General features: G+C 63.1%; 15 protein-coding genes (1 of these 15 cut by a window edge). 13 read left to right on the top strand and 2 right to left on the bottom strand.

Annotated elements, in window-relative coordinates:
• Together ASD01_RS25130 and ASD01_RS25125 are read left to right on the top strand one after the other, a co-directional pair.
• On the top strand, positions 1–1,120 hold the 3' portion of the coding sequence (locus tag ASD01_RS25130) for a GMC family oxidoreductase (RefSeq protein WP_034802327.1). Its footprint begins 476 nt before the window's first position; the window shows 1,120 of its 1,596 coding nt (coding positions 477–1,596); the start codon falls outside the window, past its left edge; the stop codon is at positions 1,118–1,120.
• 241 nt (positions 1,121–1,361) lie between these two features.
• Positions 1,362–2,366 carry a Tim44 domain-containing protein gene (locus ASD01_RS25125; protein WP_371273172.1) on the top strand — a complete coding sequence of 335 codons (1,005 nt, stop codon included), beginning with the start codon at positions 1,362–1,364 and terminating at the stop codon, positions 2,364–2,366.
• 74 nt (positions 2,367–2,440) lie between these two features.
• Here ASD01_RS25125 and ASD01_RS25120 read toward each other — a convergent pair whose 3' ends face one another.
• Positions 2,441–3,370, bottom strand: coding sequence for a LysR family transcriptional regulator (locus ASD01_RS25120; protein WP_234798713.1), 930 nt, complete (start codon positions 3,368–3,370; stop codon positions 2,441–2,443).
• 80 nt (positions 3,371–3,450) lie between these two features.
• Between ASD01_RS25120 and ASD01_RS25115 the strand changes: the two genes are divergently transcribed.
• The 9 genes from ASD01_RS25115 (at position 3,451) to ASD01_RS25075 (ending at position 12,646) form a co-directional block, all read left to right on the top strand.
• Complete coding sequence (locus ASD01_RS25115) at positions 3,451–3,939, top strand: DMT family transporter (RefSeq protein ID WP_034802333.1); 489 nt, start codon at positions 3,451–3,453, stop codon at positions 3,937–3,939.
• A gap of 257 nt (positions 3,940–4,196) precedes the next feature.
• Positions 4,197–5,441, top strand: a complete 1,245-nt coding sequence (locus ASD01_RS25110) for an MFS transporter (protein WP_034802335.1) — start codon at positions 4,197–4,199, stop codon at positions 5,439–5,441.
• Between the two features lie 63 nt (positions 5,442–5,504).
• Positions 5,505–6,983 (top strand): aldehyde dehydrogenase family protein, encoded by a 1,479-nt coding sequence (locus ASD01_RS25105; protein WP_034802338.1) that lies wholly within the window; start codon positions 5,505–5,507, stop codon positions 6,981–6,983.
• Positions 6,984–7,099: 116 nt separating this feature from the next.
• Positions 7,100–8,020, top strand: a complete 921-nt coding sequence (ppk2, locus tag ASD01_RS25100; RefSeq protein WP_060530005.1) for a polyphosphate kinase 2 — start codon at positions 7,100–7,102, stop codon at positions 8,018–8,020.
• 122 nt (positions 8,021–8,142) lie between these two features.
• Positions 8,143–8,985: a MurR/RpiR family transcriptional regulator gene (locus ASD01_RS25095; protein WP_034802348.1), complete on the top strand. Its 843-nt coding sequence runs from the start codon at positions 8,143–8,145 to the stop codon at positions 8,983–8,985.
• 292 nt (positions 8,986–9,277) lie between these two features.
• Positions 9,278–10,741 (top strand): MFS transporter, encoded by a 1,464-nt coding sequence (locus tag ASD01_RS25090; protein ID WP_034802351.1) that lies wholly within the window; start codon positions 9,278–9,280, stop codon positions 10,739–10,741.
• Positions 10,738–11,397 carry an aspartate/glutamate racemase family protein gene (locus tag ASD01_RS25085; protein ID WP_034802354.1) on the top strand — a complete coding sequence of 220 codons (660 nt, stop codon included), beginning with the start codon at positions 10,738–10,740 and terminating at the stop codon, positions 11,395–11,397. The genes ASD01_RS25090 and ASD01_RS25085 overlap by 4 nt, the downstream gene beginning before the upstream one ends.
• A 132-nt stretch (positions 11,398–11,529) precedes the next feature.
• Positions 11,530–12,120: an ankyrin repeat domain-containing protein gene (locus ASD01_RS25080; RefSeq protein WP_034802356.1), complete on the top strand. Its 591-nt coding sequence runs from the start codon at positions 11,530–11,532 to the stop codon at positions 12,118–12,120.
• Between the two features lie 22 nt (positions 12,121–12,142).
• Positions 12,143–12,646 (top strand): YHS domain-containing (seleno)protein, encoded by a 504-nt coding sequence (locus tag ASD01_RS25075; RefSeq protein ID WP_051659626.1) that lies wholly within the window; start codon positions 12,143–12,145, stop codon positions 12,644–12,646.
• A 27-nt stretch (positions 12,647–12,673) separates the two neighbouring features.
• Here ASD01_RS25075 and ASD01_RS25070 read toward each other — a convergent pair whose 3' ends face one another.
• Entirely contained in the window at positions 12,674–14,893 is a 2,220-nt protein-coding gene (locus ASD01_RS25070) for an adenylate/guanylate cyclase domain-containing protein (RefSeq protein WP_034802358.1), read from the bottom strand.
• A gap of 170 nt (positions 14,894–15,063) precedes the next feature.
• On the opposite strand from ASD01_RS25070, the gene ASD01_RS25065 reads away from it, so the two are divergent.
• Both ASD01_RS25065 and ASD01_RS25060 read left to right on the top strand, forming a co-directional pair.
• Positions 15,064–16,482: a DUF1254 domain-containing protein gene (locus tag ASD01_RS25065; protein WP_034802360.1), complete on the top strand. Its 1,419-nt coding sequence runs from the start codon at positions 15,064–15,066 to the stop codon at positions 16,480–16,482.
• 17 nt (positions 16,483–16,499) lie between these two features.
• On the top strand, positions 16,500–17,522 hold the full coding sequence (locus ASD01_RS25060) for a DUF1254 domain-containing protein (protein ID WP_034803068.1): 1,023 nt from the start codon (positions 16,500–16,502) through the stop codon (positions 17,520–17,522).
• Positions 17,523–17,535: the final 13 nt, after the last annotated feature.

Here is a 17,535-nt window from a genome sequence, read left to right as displayed (position 1 = left end):
GAAGGCGGCAAGCGAAGCCGGCATTCCCGAGACGCCGGATTTCAACCGCGGCAGCAACGAAGGCTCCGGTTATTTCGATGTCAACCAGCGTTCCGGCATCCGCTGGAACACCGCAAAGGCATTCCTGCGCCCGGCGCACAAGCGCGGCAACCTCACAGTTCTGACCAAGGCGCATGTGCGCAAGCTGATCATCGAGGGCGATCGCATCGCCGGCGTTGAATTCCAGCATGACGGCACAGTCAAGCGCGCCGGCGCAACCCGCGAAACTGTGCTCTCCGCCGGCGCGATCGGCTCACCCCATATCCTCGAACTCTCCGGCATCGGCCGTGGTGACGTGCTGCAGGCAAACGGCATCGAGCTTCGCCACGAACGCGCCGGCGTCGGCGAAAACCTGCAGGATCATCTGCAGCTCCGCATGGCCTACAAGGTCACCGGCGTGCCGACGCTCAACGAAAAGGCAAACTCGCTGTTCGGCAAGGCGTCGATCGGGCTCGAATATCTGCTGAAGCGTTCCGGGCCGATGGCAATGGCGCCGAGCCAGCTCGGCATCTTCACCCGCTCCGGGCCGGAAAAGGAAACCCCGGATCTGCAGTATCACGTGCAGCCGGTGTCGCTCGACAAGTTCGGCGAGCCGGTTCATTCCTTCCCGGCAATCACCGCCAGCGTCTGCAATCTGCGCCCGGAAAGCCGCGGATCGGTACATCTGAAGGGTCCGGATTTTGCCGCCGCGCCGGACATCAGGCCGCGCTACCTGACGGCGGAGGCCGACCGCGATGTCGCGGTCAGCGCCATCCGGTTGACGCGGCAAATCGTCAAGCAACCCTCGTTCGCCCGCTTCAACCCGGTCGAGTTCAAGCCGGGCCCGTCCTACGAGACCGAGGAGGACCTGAAGCGCGCGGCCGGCGATATCGGCACGACGATCTTCCATCCGGTTGGGACCTGCCGCATGGGCGCCGATCCGGAGAGCGTCGTCGATCCGGAACTGCGCCTGCGCGGTCTGAAGGGATTGCGCATCGCCGACGCCTCGGTCATGCCGACGATCACCTCGGGCAACACCAATTCGCCGACGATCATGATCGCCGAAAAGGCGGCGACGATGATCCTGGCAGTCAATCGCTAGGTGTCAGCGGCAAGGGCGGGCTGCACTCGGGCGTCCGCCGAAGATGCTGATTCCACGCCGGATTCGGCCAGCTAGCGGTGTCGGATAACGGTAAACTGGCCGAAAAGCGACGCGAAAAGCTTAAATCTCAGGCGTTGAGCCCCTATATCAGGTCCTGATGGCTCGGTTTGAGCCCAAGCAAGATTTAGGGGTTGTGATGGCAATGCAGCGATTTGGGCGTTTTGGACGAACTCTGGCAATGATGGCGATCGGCATGGTCGTTGCGCTGACCGTTGTGGACGTCGCCGAAGCGCGGCGTTCGGGCGGCGGCTTCGGTAGCCGCGGCACCCGCACCTTCTCGCAGCCGCCGGTCACCCGTACCGCGCCGACCAACGCGGCACCGATCGACCGTTCGATGACGCCGCGCCAGGACGCAGGCCCGGCCGCAACCAATCCGGCAGCCGGCCAGACGCGCCCGAACGCCACCCAGCCGAACGCCCGTCCGGGCTTCCTCAGCGGCTTCGGCGGTTCGCTGCTCGGTGGCCTGATGGTTGGCGGCCTCATCGGCATGCTGATGGGCGGCGGTTTCGGCGGTGCTGCCGGCTTCCTCGGCCTGATCGTGCAGATGCTCCTGATCGGTGGCCTGATCATGCTCGCCATGCGCTTCTTTAACCGCAACCGCCAGCAGACAGCCTATGCCGGCCCGTCCGAGCGCTCGTCGGGCCAGCAGCCATCGAACGGCATGCCGTCGTTCAAGATCCCGAGCATCGGCGGCGGCCAGGCAAGCGGTCAGGCGCAGGCTCGACCCCAGGCAGCCCCTCAGGCGGCGCCCGTCACCGACGGCCCGGCCGATGAAATCGGCGTCCAGGGGTCTGACCTCGAGCAGTTCGAAAAGATGCTGAAAGACGTGCAGGCGGCTTACGCCGCGGAAGACTACGGCACGCTGCGTCGCCTGACGACGCCGGAAGCCATGTCGTACCTAGCCGAAGAGCTCAGCGACAACGCCACGAGCGGCGTCAAGAACGATGTGCGCGACGTGCACCTCGTTCAGGGCGACGTCGCCGAAGCCTGGTCGGAAAACGGAACCGAATTTGCGACCGTCGCCATGCGCTACGAGAGCATCGACGTCATGCGCGACCGCACCACCGGCAAGGTGATCAGCGGCGATCCGGACAATCTCACGGAAGCCGTCGAGCTCTGGACTTTCGTGCGCAAGCCGGGTTCCGAATGGCAGGTTTCGGCGATCCAGGGCGTCAGCCACGACTGACGCGCAGCAAAGCCTATAAAAAAGGCCCGGTCGGCATCTCCGCACCGGGCCTTTCCGTTTTCAGGCTTGTCCAATCACACGGCCGCGGGGGCCCCAGTCGGCGGCGCGAGGATGCCGGTGATCAGATCTCGCAGCCAGCGATGGGCGGGGTCGCCGTCGCGCCGCCGGTGCCAGATCTGCCGGAAGGCGAAGGGCGGGATCGCGAAGGGTGGCGCGAAGATGGCGAGCGGCCCGATCTCCCCGTCGCGGGGCAGGATCCGGCGCGCAACCGTAAGCACGAGATCGGTTCCGGGAACGAGACCCGGCGCCGCACTCCAATGAGGCAGGGCCAGCGCAATGCGGCGCTTGTGTCCAATAGCCGAAAGCGCAAGGTCGATCTCGTTGCCGGTATCGCCACGCAGGGAGACGAGAATATGCGGCCGCTGCAGATAGGCCGAAAGTTCCATCGTCTTTTCGCCGCCGAGGCTCGCGCGATCGGCCAGGCAGGCGAAGTGCTCCTCGAACAGCAATGATGTCCTCAGATCCTCGGCAAGCGTCGGGAAAACCCCGAGCGCCAGATCGATTTCGCCGTCGACGGCCTGTGCCATCATCACTTCGCGGCTTGCCTGGCTGACGAGGAGATCGACGTTCGGCGCCTGCCGGCGCAGCACGGTCATCAGTTGCGGCAGCAGCACAAGCGCAGCGTAGTCGGACATCGCCAGCCGGAAGACGTGGGGCTCGCGCGCCGGATCGAACGGATGAGACCCCATGAGCAGACGCATATGCGCGAGCGCTTCGGCAAGCTGCGGCGCGATCTCCAGCGCCCGCACCGTCGGCTCGAGCTGGCCGCCATGGCGAACCAGCAAGGGATCGTCGAACAGAGCGCGCAACCGCGCCAGCGCATGGCTGACGGCAGGCTGGCTCTTGTTCAACCGCAGAGCCGCGCGCGAGACGTGGCGCTCCGCCAGGAGCGCGTCGAGCACCACGAGCAGGTTCAGGTCGATTGCGCCGAGATTATTCATCATACGAATATAGCACGTGAAAAATTGGAATTTCCATTCCCAAGATAGATGATGGAGGATCGCCGCAACAAAAAGGAAAAACAATGCCCAATCTCTCCTCCCTCCTGTTGCTTGCCGTGGCGATCTTCGCCGGCGCCGTCGTCCCCCTCCAGGCCGGCGCCAATGCCAACCTTGGCCGCCTCCTCGGCCATCCGCTCTGGGCGACGGTCGTCTCGCTCGGCGTCAGTCTCGCGCTCATCCTGCCGATGCTGATTGCCTTCCGGGCGCCGTTGCCCAGCCTGGCTGTGGCATTCAAGGGTCCGTGGTGGATCTGGATCGGCGGCCTCGCCGGCGTGATCTACATCACCGCGGCTCTCCTCCTTGCGCCGAAGCTCGGCGCGGCAAGCTTCATTGTCGCCGTCATCGCCGGCCAGATGGCCATTTCCATGTTGATCGATCACTACGGCCTGATGGGTTTCCCGCAAAAGCCGGTCAATGCGGCGCGGCTGACCGGCCTGTTCTTCATCGTCGGCGGCATGGTGATCACCCAGATCGCCAATGTCACGCCGGCCTTGGCCAACGCGCCGCGATAGCACAGAGCCGCATCTCGGCAGCGGCAGCCATGACGATCAAGGCTGCCGCTTGTCACCTGAGAAGCACCCATGGTAAATGGCTGACCATGTCGAGCGAACCCCATTTGATGGCCTGATTTGCCCCGCAAGGCGGGGTTTGCATCTGTGAGCCCAGAACCGTCCGCCTCTTGCGCGGGCTTATCCTGTTCGCGTTCGATCTCATCAAACCTGCCCAATACAGCAGACCCGAGATCGATTGCGTCTCATCGGGCTCTCCTATGGACAAATCCAATCTTTGGGGCGTTGCCGCCTTCCGGCGCATCAGCCTCGTCCTCACCGTCGATTCCTTCTGCTCCTGGATGCTCGTCGCCGCGCTGCCGCTCGTCGTTGCACGCCGCTTCGGCGCCGGTGCGGAACTGGTCGGCAGTCTTGCCTTGCGTCTGCTGCCGAGCCTCCTGCTTGCGCCGATCGTCGCCTCGCTCCTACGGCGCAGCGGCCCGCAGCTTCCGGTGCTGTGCTGCCTGTCGGTGACCGCCATCGCCATTCCCGGCCTTGCGTTCGCGCCGGACGCAATGACATTGCACGTGATCGTCCTGGTCATCGGCGCTGCGGACGCGGTGGTCACGCCGGGTCTGTTGATGCTGCGCGCCGCCGTCGTTCCAGCCGGCCGCAACATGGAGGCCAACACCGCCTTCCAGGCGATCGACCGCTTCGCCAAGATTTTCGGTCCGCCGGCGGCGGGTCTGGCAGCTGCCTCCACCTCGATCGTGACAACCCTTCTTGCGCTGTCCCTTGCCCAGATCGGGGCAGCCCTTCTGCTGGTGCTTCAACCACGCGACAAGCCGGGGCAAGAGAACGCGGCACCCTCGCACGCATCGGGCTTCGGACGGGAAACCCTTGCGATGTTTCGCGAAAACCCCTTGCTCTGGGCTTTGCTGCTCCCGGCCTTCGGCTACATGGTCTCGCTCGGGACACTGCAGCCGTTCCTGTTCTGGCTCAGTCGTGACCAGTTTCATCTCGGCCCGGAGATGTGGACCTTGCTTCTGGCGGCACAGGGCGCCGGCGCCCTGATTGGTGCTGTCGTCTCGCACCGATTGGCGGGAGCTTTGACCAGTACGCAGGCGCTGCTTCGCGCCTATCTTCTCTCCAGCCTGCTCGAAGGCCTTTCGTCCTTCGCGCTGATTTTTGCCCCCAACTCCCTGGTGGCCAGCGGACTGCTGATCGTCGGCGGCATACCGGAGATGATCGCTTTCGCTACCTACTTTACCCTCCTGCAACGCTGCCTGTCCCTGGAGCGCCAGGCAGTGTTTTACGCCGTGAGCTTGCCACTCATGGATGCCTGCTTGATCGCCGGCATCGTCTCGGGAGCCTTCTATACCAGCAATCTCGTGACCCTCGGGCAGTTCTGGCTCTTTGCCAGCGCCTGCGTCGTGCTTCCGGTTCTGCCGTTCCTCGCGTGGCGCGGGTCGGCGACCGACCGTCAGAGCAGTGTCTCGCGGCAAAAAGATCAACGCCAGCCGTAACTTACGGCTGGCGTGTTTCGCTTTGACTGGCCATACTCGCACCGGGCTATAAAGGGGTATTGCATGCAGGACCGGTTGTTCATCGATGGCAAATGGGAAAAACCGCGGCGCGGCGGCACGCTCGACGTGATCGATCCGGCGACGGAGGAGATCATCCATCGTGCGCCTGCGGCAACCTACGAAGACGTGGACAGGGCCGCAAAAGCGGCCCGCATCGCCTTCGACAGCGGCCCCTGGCCAAAACTTTCGGGCAACGAGCGCGCCGCCTATCTGCGTGCAATCGCCGCCAAGATCGAGGAAAAGCGCCACTCGCTGGCCCGGCTCGAAGTCGCCGACAACGGCAAGCCGCTGCCGGAAGCATTGTGGGACATCGACGATGCCGCAGGCTGCTTCCGCTATTATGCCGGTCTCGCCGAGGAACTGGACACCAGCCCTGAGGAGGCGATCGCCGTCGGCGACAGCCGCTTCACGTCACGCGCCGTGCGCGAACCGCTCGGCGTCGTCGGCGCGATCACCCCGTGGAACTATCCGTTGCTGATGGTGTCGTGGAAGGTGGCGCCGGCGCTGGCCGCCGGCTGCACCATCGTGCTCAAACCGTCGGAGCTGACACCGCTGACAGCACTTGAGCTCGGCGTCATCGCCGAGGAAGTCGGGCTGCCGGCCGGCGTGCTCAACATCCTCACCGGCACCGGCCAGGACGCCGGCCAGCCGCTGACCGAGCATCCGCTGGTCGACAAGCTTGCCTTCACCGGCTCCGTCGTCACCGGCCGCAAGGTGATGATGGCCGGTGCCCAGGACATCAAGAATGTCAGCCTCGAACTCGGCGGCAAGTCACCCTTCGTCGTCTTTGCCGACAGCGACATCGACAAGGCCGTCGAATGGATCATGTTCGGCATCTTCTGGAACCAGGGCCAGGTCTGCTCGGCGACCTCGCGCGTGCTCGTCGAGGAGTCAATCTACGAGACCGTCGTCAAGCGCCTCTGCGAAGAAGCGGCGAAGATCACCATCGGCAATGGTCTGGAAGACGGCACCCTGCTCGGGCCGATCGTCTCGAAGGGGCAGTACGACAAGATCATGGGCGCGATCGACCGCGCCCGCCAGGACGGCGCCACGGTGGCTGCCGGCGGCGGCCGCCCGGCCGGCCTCAACAGCGGCTACTTCATCGAACCGACGGTGCTGACCGATATGCGCGAAGACAGTTACGTCTGGCGCGAGGAGATCTTTGGTCCGGTCGTCTGCGTCAAGCCGTTTGGCGAAGAGGCCGACGCGATCCGCATGGCCAACGACAGCCGCTTCGGTCTTGCAGCCGCCGTCATGTCGGCCGACAGGGACCGCTGCGAGCGCGTCGCCCGCGCTTTTCGCGCTGGCATCGTCTGGATCAACTGCTCGCAGCCGACCTTCGCCGAAGCACCCTGGGGTGGCTACAAGCAATCGGGCATCGGCCGTGAGCTCGGCCGCTGGGGCCTCTCCAATTATCTGGAGACCAAGCAGATCACCAGTTTCGACGCCGACGAGCCCTGGGGCTGGTACATCAAGGGATAGCGCCGATCGGGGCGTGGAGGTCAGCGTCAAATTCCCTTCATGCGGCTGTGAAATAAGCCGACTAACGATGGCATCACGCAAAGTTGTCGTCGAACACACGCAATCCGGAGGGTCAGATGAACAGGTCGAACGACGAGATCGAAACGCAGGACTGGCTGGAAGCAGAACTGGCCGACACGCTCGACGAGGACTACGAACTCGAGCTTTCCGAACCGGCGCTGTCGGAAGAGATCCGCAAGATCTACCGCAAGAACCACCCGCCATCGATCCCGCGCATCGATTACTTCCGCTCGCTGCTGAAGTTGCAGTCGGAGCTGATCAAACTTCAGGACTGGGTGGTCCATCACAAGGAAAAGGTGGTGGTGATCTTCGAGGGCCGCGATTCCGCTGGCAAAGGCGGCGTCATCAAGCGCATCACCCAGAGGCTCAATCCCCGCGTCGTGCGTGTCGTCGCGCTGCCGGCACCGTCCGACCGCGAAAAGACGCAATGGTATTTCCAGCGCTACGTGCCGCACCTGCCGGCCGGCGGCGAGATCGTGCTCTTCGACCGCTCCTGGTACAACCGCTCCGGCGTCGAGCGCGTCATGGGCTTCGCCACCGAGGACCAGGTCGAGCAGTTCTTCGACGACGTGCCGGAATTCGAGCGCATGCTGGTTCGCTCCGGCATCCGGCTGGTGAAGTACTGGTTCTCGATCACCGACGAGGAGCAGCAGATGCGCTTCCTGGTGCGCATTCACGACCCGTTGAAGCAGTGGAAGCTGTCGCCGATGGATCTGCAGTCGCGGGTGCGCTGGGAAGGTTACACCAAGGCCAAGGAGGAGACCTTCGCCCGAACCAACATCCCGGAAGCGCCCTGGCATATCGTCGAAGGCAACGACAAGAAGCGCGCCCGTCTGAACTGCATCGACCACCTGTTGAGGCAGATCCCCTACGAGGACGTGCCGCACGAGGAAATCTCCCTACCGGAACGCGTCTTCAACCCGGATTACGAGCGCAAGGTTCTGCCGCCGGAACTCTACGTGCCGTCGAAATACTGACGCACGCGGGCAACTGCCCGCGTCTGCAGCCGTTGAAAGCAAGGCGGCATCCGCCCGCCTCGCTTGCAATATCCCCGCGAAAATCAGAGATTGCCGTGAAACGCCAGTTTCATGGACATCGCATGAGCCCGAAAGAACGTTCCTTCCTCACCCGTGTTCGCCAAGTGCTGCCGGAACTGCATCCGGCCGAGCGGCGGCTGGGCGACTTCCTCTGCGATTTTCCAGGCGAGGTCGCCAGCTACTCAGCCCAGGAACTGGCGGCGCTCGCACATGTGTCGAAGGCGACGGTCTCTCGCTTCATCCAGCGGCTCGGCTACGACAATTACGAAGAAGCGCGTCGGCATGCCCGCGCCGACAAGCAGACCGGTTCGCGCCTGTTCCTTGCAACCGCCACCGACAGCGGCGGCGAGCAGTCGCTCACGTCCCATGTGGCGCAGGGCGTGGCCAATATCGAAGCGACCTTTCTCGCCATTTCCGAAACCCAGGTGACGGCGGCGGCAACCGCCATCCTTGGCGCCCGCAAAGTCTGGGTCATCGGCTTTCGCGCCAGCCATTCCTTCGCCACCTATCTGCAATGGCAGATGACACAGGTGGTCGAGCACATCTCGGCCATTCCCGGCGGCGGCCAGACGCTCGGCGAACATCTGGTCAGCATCAACAACGACGACGTCGTCATCCTTTTCGGCCTGCGCCGGCGCGTCACATTGATGGAACCGATCCTCGCGCAGCTCGAAAAATCGGGCGCAAGGCTGCTCTATATCACCGACGAAGGCGTTCCCTTCCTCAACCAGGCAGAATGGCATTTCCGCTGCCAGACGCTAGCGCCGGGGCCCCTGTTCAACCACGTCTCTGTGATGGCGCTCTGCCATCTGCTCACCACGCGTTGCATCGAAATCGCCGGTCCCGCCGGCCGAAACCGCCTGCGCGGCATCGAGGCGATCAACGACGCGCTCGACGAATTGTGAGCGCCGATTGGGCATTTGCCTGAAACGGCAGAACATTTTTCGAGCACAAGAAATCTGGGTTTCAACCGCCCGTTAGAGTGCAATTTGTCGCCAAGCTTTTGACGGCAAACGAGAAACTTTCGTTTCCCACCGAGTGGCACGAAATCTGCATTCCATAGCCTGGGTTGCGAGCGGCCATTTCCTTTCGCAGCGCGTCATAGAATCTCCTATGAAACTCAGATTTCATGCTGTAGATTTCATGAAACTGAATTTTCACATTTTCACGTTGTTAAGCCATAAAGGGGAACGAACCATGGCAGCGGAAAATATGGTACCGTCCGGCAGGTCATCGCCGGTCATCAGACAGTTGGAATCAGCCTTCACCAAGATCGGCGTCACCGGCGCCCACAAGCAAATTCTCGCCCTCGTGCTCATCGGCTGCCTGTTCGACAGCTTCGAACAGAACACCATCGGCGTTGCCGGCCCGATCCTGAAAGAACATTGGGGCCTTACCGGCACCGACATCGGTTTCCTCAACACCATCACCTTCGGCAGCGCGGCGATCGGCCGCCTGCTTTCAGGCATCCTCGGCGACCGCTACGGCCGACGCGTGATGCTGACCATCAACCTCCTGCTCTTCACCATTGGCTCGGCCGCCTGCGCCATGGCGCCGAACTTCGCCACGCTCTGCTTTGCCCGTGCCATCGTCGGCTTCGGCGTCGGCGGCGAAATCTCGACGGCCGTTACCATGCTGTCGGAATTCTGCTCGCCGAAATTCCGCGGCACGGCGGCCGGCCTCGTCAATGTCGGCGCCGGCGGCTTCGGCAACTTCCTGGCGCCCGCCTTCGGCCTGATGATCTTCACCCTCTTCCCGGGTGAAAACAGCTGGCGCTGGCTCTTCGCCGCCCTCGCGCTCCCGGCTCTGCTCGTCGTCTTCTATCGCCGCTTCGTGCCGGAGACCCCGCGCTTCCTGGCTTCACAGGGCAAGATCGACGAAGCCAACAAGGTGCTCTCCATCCTTGCCTCCGGCTCGTTACGCCCGCGCAATCTCAAGGTCCAGGAGTATCTGACCAAGGATCACCTGAAAGACGAAGAGCCGGCCAAGAGCGACTGGAAGGAACTCTTCCGCGCGCCCTTCATCGGCCGCACGATCCCCGTCGCCATCGCCATCCTGATGAGCTACGGCGCCCAGCTTTCGGTGCTGACGCTGATGCCGATCATCTTCGTCTCCATGGGCTATACGCTGCAGGGCAGCCTGCTCTACAGCATGATCATCCAGAGCGGCAGCGTGCTTGGTGCCATCGCCGCCTCGATGTTCGGCTACTACTTCCCGCGCAAGAAGGTGCTGACGCTCGGCGCCGTGTTCGCCTGCCTTGCGGCGGTTTCGATCGCCTATCTCGGCACCAACATCTATCTGGTGCTGATGTTCGGCGCGATCTTCCAGTTCTTCGTGCTGCTGCTCAACACCTCGATCTGGATCTATGCGCCCGAACTCTTTCCGACCCGCATCCGCGCCTTCGGCGTGGCGCTGATCCTGGCAACCGGTTCGGCCGCGGGTTCCTTCGTCCCCACCATCGCCGGCGCCCTCTTCGACGTCTACGGCATGGTCGGTGTCTTCGGGCTTGCCGCCGGCATGTATGCGGTCTTTGCCTTCTGCATCCAGCTCGGCCCCGAAACCTACGGCATGTCGATGGAAGACCTCACCCAGCCTGCCGATGCCGACCTGGCAAAGGCTGACACTTCTGAAATCAAAGTCGGCGTGGAACTGAGAACGTGAGCGCACATATCCTTCTGATCAACCCGAACAGTTCGCGTGCCACCAGCGACATGATGGTCGCCATCGCACGCCGGGCAGCATCAGGACGCATGGCCGTGGCAGTCGCCACGGCCATGCGGAACCCGCCGATGATCGTCACACCGGAGCAGCTGGACGCATCCGCTGCCGAGGTCGTCGAGATCGGCGAAAAGCATGAGGTCGGATGCCTCGGCATCGTCGTCAGCGCCTTCGGCGATCCCGGCCTTGCCGCGCTCAAGCACCGGCTCGATATCCCCGTCATCGGAATCTGTGAGGCCTCGATGATCGAGGCCTCACAGGGCGGCCGCAAATTCGGCGTCGCCACCACGACGCCGGAACTGATCCAGGCGATCGACGACCGCGCCCGCGATCTCGGCGTCTGGGAACAATATACCGGCATCCGTTGCACTTCGGGTGATCCGCTGGCGCTTTCCGCCCACCCGGATCGGCTGCTTTCGGCTCTCGGCGAGGCGGTCCGCCAATGCATCGAGCTCGACGGCGCCGAGGCCGTCATCATCGGCGGCGGCCCGCTCGGCCAGGCGGCCGACGAGCTCCAGCCGATGTTTTCGACGCCGATTATCGCCCCCATCCCGAGCGCAATCGGCCGCATGCTCGACCTGATGCAGGTCGCCGCCTGACAGGCATTCCTCATCGCAGACACCCAAAAGGAGTATGGATCGGGCGGCGCTAATGCCTGTTTCCGCCGGCCGCCCTGTGGTATTTTCGCCCTTCCTAATTGGCGAGACCGAAGCTGGGGCGGAGGTTACGCGATGAAATCTCTCTTTGCTTCGCTGGTCGCGGTGGCGTTCTTCGCCGCGGCGGCGAACGCGGGTCCTTTGCATGACGCGGCACGGGACGGCGACACGGAACGCGTCAAACAGTTGCTCGATCAGGGAACCGATATAACCGAGCCGGATGCGGCCGGTGAACCGGCGCTGTTGATTGCCGCTCTCAAGGGTCGCGCCGAGGTCGTCGCCCTTCTCATCGACCGCGGCAACGACATCGAGATCCGCAACAAGGGCGGTCTCACCGCGCTTCACGCCGCGGCCTATGGCGGCAATCTCGAAACCGTCAAACTACTCGTCGCCAAGGGCGCGGCGGTCAACGACGTCGCCAACTTCTACAAGATGTCGCCGCTGCATGCGGCGGCCGAAGAGGGCCACGCCGAAGTGGTCGCCTTCCTGCTTGCCAACAAGGCAGACATCGAAGCCAAGGAGCGCAATGGCTATACGCCGCTCACCCAGGCCGGCTGGCGGTCCTACTGGCCGGCCGCCGAACTTCTGTTGAAGGCCGGCGCCACCTGCCAGAAGGCCGAGCTTGTCGGCGAATGGCTCTACGGCGAATGCACGAAACGTCAATAGATCCGGAAACGGAGGAAACGGCATGTCTCGACACTCCATACGATTTATAATCGCGGCGACAGCGGCGTTCCTTGCGCCGGCCGTCCCGTCACTGGCAGAAGAGCCCGTCAACACCGGCTACTTCGGTGACGTGGCGATCAAGGGTTACGACCCGGTCGCCTATTTCACCGAGAACAAGGCTGTCGAAGGATCACCCGAATTCAGCTATCGCTGGCTCGGCGCCACCTGGCAGTTTGCCAGCGCCGAACACCGTGACCAGTTCATCAAGGAGCCCACCCGCTATGCGCCGCAATATGGCGGCTACTGCGCCGATGGCGTCTCCTTCGGCACGGTCACGACCAACATCGATCCCAAGGCCTGGCGCATCATCAAGGACAAGCTCTATCTCAGCTACGATCCGGGCGCAGCCGACGGACTGGTGAAGAACCCGAACAAGGTGGTCGATTCGCGCAAGCACTGGTCCGAGGTCGAGCAGACGCTGCTCACCGAGAAGGCGAACATCAACTGGACGCAGCCCCGGCCCTGAAGGCCGGCGGCTCGGCGATGACAACCGTCACTTCTCGATCGAGAAGAACTTCAGCGACTGCGGCGTGACATTGATGTAGTCCGCCGTGCGCTCGCCCTTTGCCGTATTGCGGTAGACATAGCCGCAGACCATGCGGTCGAGAAAATAGCCGTCATATTTTTCGCAGAGCTGGTTGCCCTTCACTTCAATCCGACCGGTGATGTTGGTGTTGCTGGTGCGATAGGCGGTGTTGCCGTCCATGTCGAAAAACTGCGCAAAGCCCGTGCCGTTCTTGTGCACGCCGACCCAGGTCTTGTCGGTGGTCAGTTGTTTCAGCTCGGCCGGGCCGAGCCGGTCGCTGGCGGCGCCGACGAAGCCGAAGGGCCATTCCGGAATACCGGCGACGCGAAGGCCGAAGAGGTGGCGATAGAGATCCTCTTCGCGCCAGTAGTCGTAGAGATAGCCGTAGTAGCTCAGGTTCGTGTCCGGGAAGAGCTTCAACAGCTCGGCCGCTTCGGCGGCCGCACTCTGCTGGTCGCCGCGCTGGGCATAGGCCGACGCCAGATACTCCCGCACCGCCTCCGCCTTTGGCAAGGATGCGCCGGCCGCTTCGATCAGCGGGATCGCCTTCTCAAGGTGACGCGTCGTGTAATAGACGATGCCCGAAAGCAGTTGCAGGCTCGAAGATGGCGACGGATCAAGCCTCAGCGCCCGCTCGATATCGTCGAGCGCCTGCTCGTGTTCACCGGTCTGGGCCAGTATCAGCGCCAGATTGGCGAGCGCCTCGGCATCCCCCGGCTGCGCCGAGACGGCTCGAAGCGCTGATTCCTTTGCCTCAAGGGGACGGCCGTCCACCAGCTGCAGCAGCGCCAGCACGGTATGGGCGCGGGCGTTGTTGGCGTCGAGCTTCAGGGCCTGTCCCGCCGCATCATAGGCGATCTTGCGCGCCACGGCCGCGGACCAGAGATAGTTGTAGTCGTTGCGCCAGACGTCGACGGCGACCCGGGCGATACCGGCATGCGCATCGGCGAATTTCGGATCGAGATCGATCGCCCGCTGATAATAGGAAAGCGTCTGGCGATAGGTGTCGACGTCGCGCCAGATCAAGCCCTGCTGCTCGGCGCGCATGTAGTTGTCGTAGGCCTCGAGATTGTCCGTCGGAATGCGCGCCAGCTGGTCGCGTTCGCCCTCGCTGAGCTTGACCTCGAGCGCTGCGATGATCTTGCCGATCACGTCGTCCTGAACCGCAAAGAGGTCGGCGTATTGCCGATCGTAGCGCTCGGCCCAGAGCGAAAGACCGCTCATCGCATCGATCAGCTTGACGTTGATGCGCAACCGCTGGTCCGCCCGCTGCAGCGTGCCCTCCAGCACATAGTGTACGCCAAGCTCGGCGGCCACGTCCTGGATCTTGTCGGTACTGCCCTTCAGCGCGAACACCGAATGGCGCGCGATGACAAAGAGGCCGGACACTTTCGAGAGTTCTGTGATGAGATCGTCCGTCAGCCCCTCGGCCAAATGGTCGTGATCGCTGTCGCCGCTGACATTGATGAAGGGCAGCACGGCAACCGAAGGCTGGTCCGGCAGCGGATAGGCGAAACGCTGCGCCATCCCCTCCTGCCCGATCCACGTCCACGGCTGCCACCAGGCGACCGCAGTCGACAGCGCAATCGCGACGAGACCAACGACCGATCCCTTCACCCAGGCCGCATTGCGTCGAGGCTTCTCGACAACCGTCCTGCCGGCGGCCCCCGGATCGAGGAGGACCCGGTAAACCCGGATCGGCTCGGCAAGCCCCTTGACCGTCTGTTGACCCAGGGACGCAAATCCGACTTTCAGCTTGGAGCTGACCTGGTCGTAAGCCGTGCCGGAGATCGCAATACCACCCGGCTCGGCAAGTCCCTGGACCCGATCGGCGATGTTGACGCCGTCGCCATGGATGTCGTCACCCTCGACGATGATGTCGCCAAGATTGATGCCGATGCGGAAGTCCAGCCTCTCGCCATTTGGCGCCTTGTCGGCTTCCGCCTCCGCCTTGCGCCGCTGGATCTCGACTGCGCATTGGGTCGCGTCGACAACGCTGCGGAATTCGACGAGCAGGCCATCGCCCATCGTCTTCACCAGACGCCCGTGATGCTCGCGGAAAAGCGGCTCGAGAATATGGCCGAGATCCGACTGGAATCGCAAGCGCGTCCCTTCCTCGTCCAGCCGGCTCAAGCGGCTGTAACCGACGACATCCGCGATCAGGACGGCTGCGAGACGGCGCTCCATCGACGGGCTCTCAACGTGCGATGTACTCCAGCGGCAATGGTACCGCAGCTTGGCGGGCGGCGCCATCGGCACGCATGGATGAGACGCGTCGACCAGGCCGTAACCGTTACGTACTTGCAGGACCTCGCTGAAGTGCCACGATTACAGGCGATCATCTGAGGGAATGTGCCATGCTGAAAAGACGGTCACTGCTGATGTTCGGCGCCCTTGCAACGGCACTGCCGGCATTCAAGGTAACGCGGGCAGGCGCCGCCGATTCCGCACTCACGGCGGACGAGGCGCGCGCCATTGCCAAAGACGCCTATATCTACGGTTTCCCGCTGGTCGACAGCTACAGGGTGCAGCATTCCTATTTCGTCGATCACGGCAATCCCGAGTTCAAGAGCGGCTGGAATACGCTCAACAATACCGCGCGGGTCTATACGCCTGACGACAAGGCTATCCAGACGCCAAATTCCGATACGCCCTACTCCTTCCTGGGCGCGGACCTGCGCGCCGAGCCGCTGGTCCTGACCGTGCCGGCGGTCGAGAAGGAGCGCTACTACTCGCTCCAGTTCGTCGACATGTACACGTTCAATTTCGCCTATGTCGGAAGTCGCGCCACCGGCAGCGAGGCTGGCACCTTCCTGCTGGCGGGACCGGGCTGGAAGGGTGAAACCCCGCCCGGGATCAACGCGGTGATCCGGTCGGAAACGGAATTCGCTTTCGTGCTTTACCGCACGCAGATGTTTGATCCCGCCGACATCGAGAACGTCAAGAAGATCCAGGCGGGCTACAGGGTCGAGCCGCTGTCGAGCTTCCTTGGTCAGCCGGCTCCGGCACCGGCCGCGGCCGTCGATTTTATCACCCCGTTGAGCGCGGCTGACGAAAAGACCTCGCCTGACTTCTACAGGGTCCTGAATTTTATCCTGCAGTACTGCCCGACGCACCCGTCCGAAACGGCGCTGATGCAGCGTTTCGCCGATCTGAACATCGGTGCGGGCAAGACGTTCGACATCACGGCTTTCTCGCCGGAGATCCAGAAGGCGATCACTGACGGCATGGCGGACGCCTGGGCGGCGTTCAAGGAACACAAGGAAACCGAAATCGACACCGGCAAGGCTTCGAGTGCCGACGCGTTCGGCACGCGGGAGTTCCTGAAGAACGACTATATGCAGCGCATGTCCGGCGCGGTTCTCGGTATCTACGGCAACTCGAAGGACGAAGCTCTCTATCCCGCCTATTTCGTCGATGACCAGAAGAAGCCGCTGATCGGGTCGGGCCACTACACCTTGCGCTTCGAACCCGGGCAACTGCCGCCGGTCAACGCCTTCTGGTCGCTCACCCTCTACGAACTGCCGTCGAGCCTGCTCTACGCCAATCCGCTTAACCGCTATCTCATCAACTCGCCGATGCTACCGAACCTGCAAAAGGACGCCGATGGCGGCGTGACGCTCTACGTCCAGCACGAGAGCCCTGGGCCTGACAAGGAAGCAAACTGGCTGCCGGCGCCGAGCGGCCCGTTCTTCACCGCCATGCGGCTCTACTGGCCAAAGCCGGACGCATTGGACGGAAAATGGAAAGCGCCGCCGATGCGGCGCGCCAACTGATCAACGAGGATTTGAATATGAAACACTATCGTTCGTTCCTCATTGCCAGTGCACTGGCGATGGCTGCCGCAACCCAGGCAAGCGCCGCCGACCCCGTAACCGTCGGTGTCGACAACTTCGTTCGTGCCGAGAGCGACATGTACCTCGCCTCCATGGTCAAGGACGGCGCCTTCGGCAAATTCGTGCATCGGCGCGAACCGGCTTCGATCGACAATCAGACCGTCATTCGCCTCAACCGCGATACGCTCTATTCATCGGCCGTGTTCGATCTCGACGCGGGCCCGGTTACGGTCACCATGCCGGACGCGGGAGAACGCTTCATGTCGCTGCAGGTGGTCAATGAGGACCACTATGTGCCGGAGGTCGTCTACGGCGCCGGAGAGGTGACGTTGACCAAGGAAAAGGTCGGCACACGCTACGCCGTCGTCGGCGTCCGCACCCTGGTCGATCCGACCGACCAGAAGGATATCGCCGAAGTCCACGCCCTGCAGGATGCGATCAAGGTGACCCAGCAGAAGGAAGGCACGTTCGAAATCCCGGCCTGGGACCCGGCCAGCCAGAAGAAGGTGCGCGAAGCCCTGCTTGCGCTCGGCGCCACTATGCCGGACTTCAAGAAGGCCTTCGGCACCAAGGCCGACGTCGACCCGATCCGCCATCTGATCGGCACCGCGACCGGTTGGGGCGGCAACCCCGACAAGGATGCGACCTATCTCAACGTCACGCCCGCCAAGAACGACGGCAAGACCATCTACAAGCTCGACGTCAAGGACGTACCGGTCGATGCCTTCTGGTCGGTCAGCGTCTACGACGCGCAAGGCTTCTACGAAAAAAACGCCTACAATGCCTACGCGATCAACAACATCACCGCCAAGAAGGGCGACGATGGCAGCGTCTCGATCCAGTTCGGCGGCTGCGACGGCAAGATCGCCAACTGCCTGCCCGTGGTCGACGGCTGGAACTATACGGTGCGGCTCTACCGGCCGCGCAAGGAAATCCTCGACGGAACCTGGCACTTTCCCGAGCCGCAGCCGGTAAACTAGGCGTGCCGCGAAT

It is taken from the genome of Ensifer sp. Root423 (assembly GCF_001426275.1).
Taxonomy (GTDB): Bacteria; Pseudomonadota; Alphaproteobacteria; order Rhizobiales; family Rhizobiaceae; genus Ensifer; species Ensifer adhaerens.
This window is presented reverse-complemented; position numbering and strand designations above follow the sequence as displayed.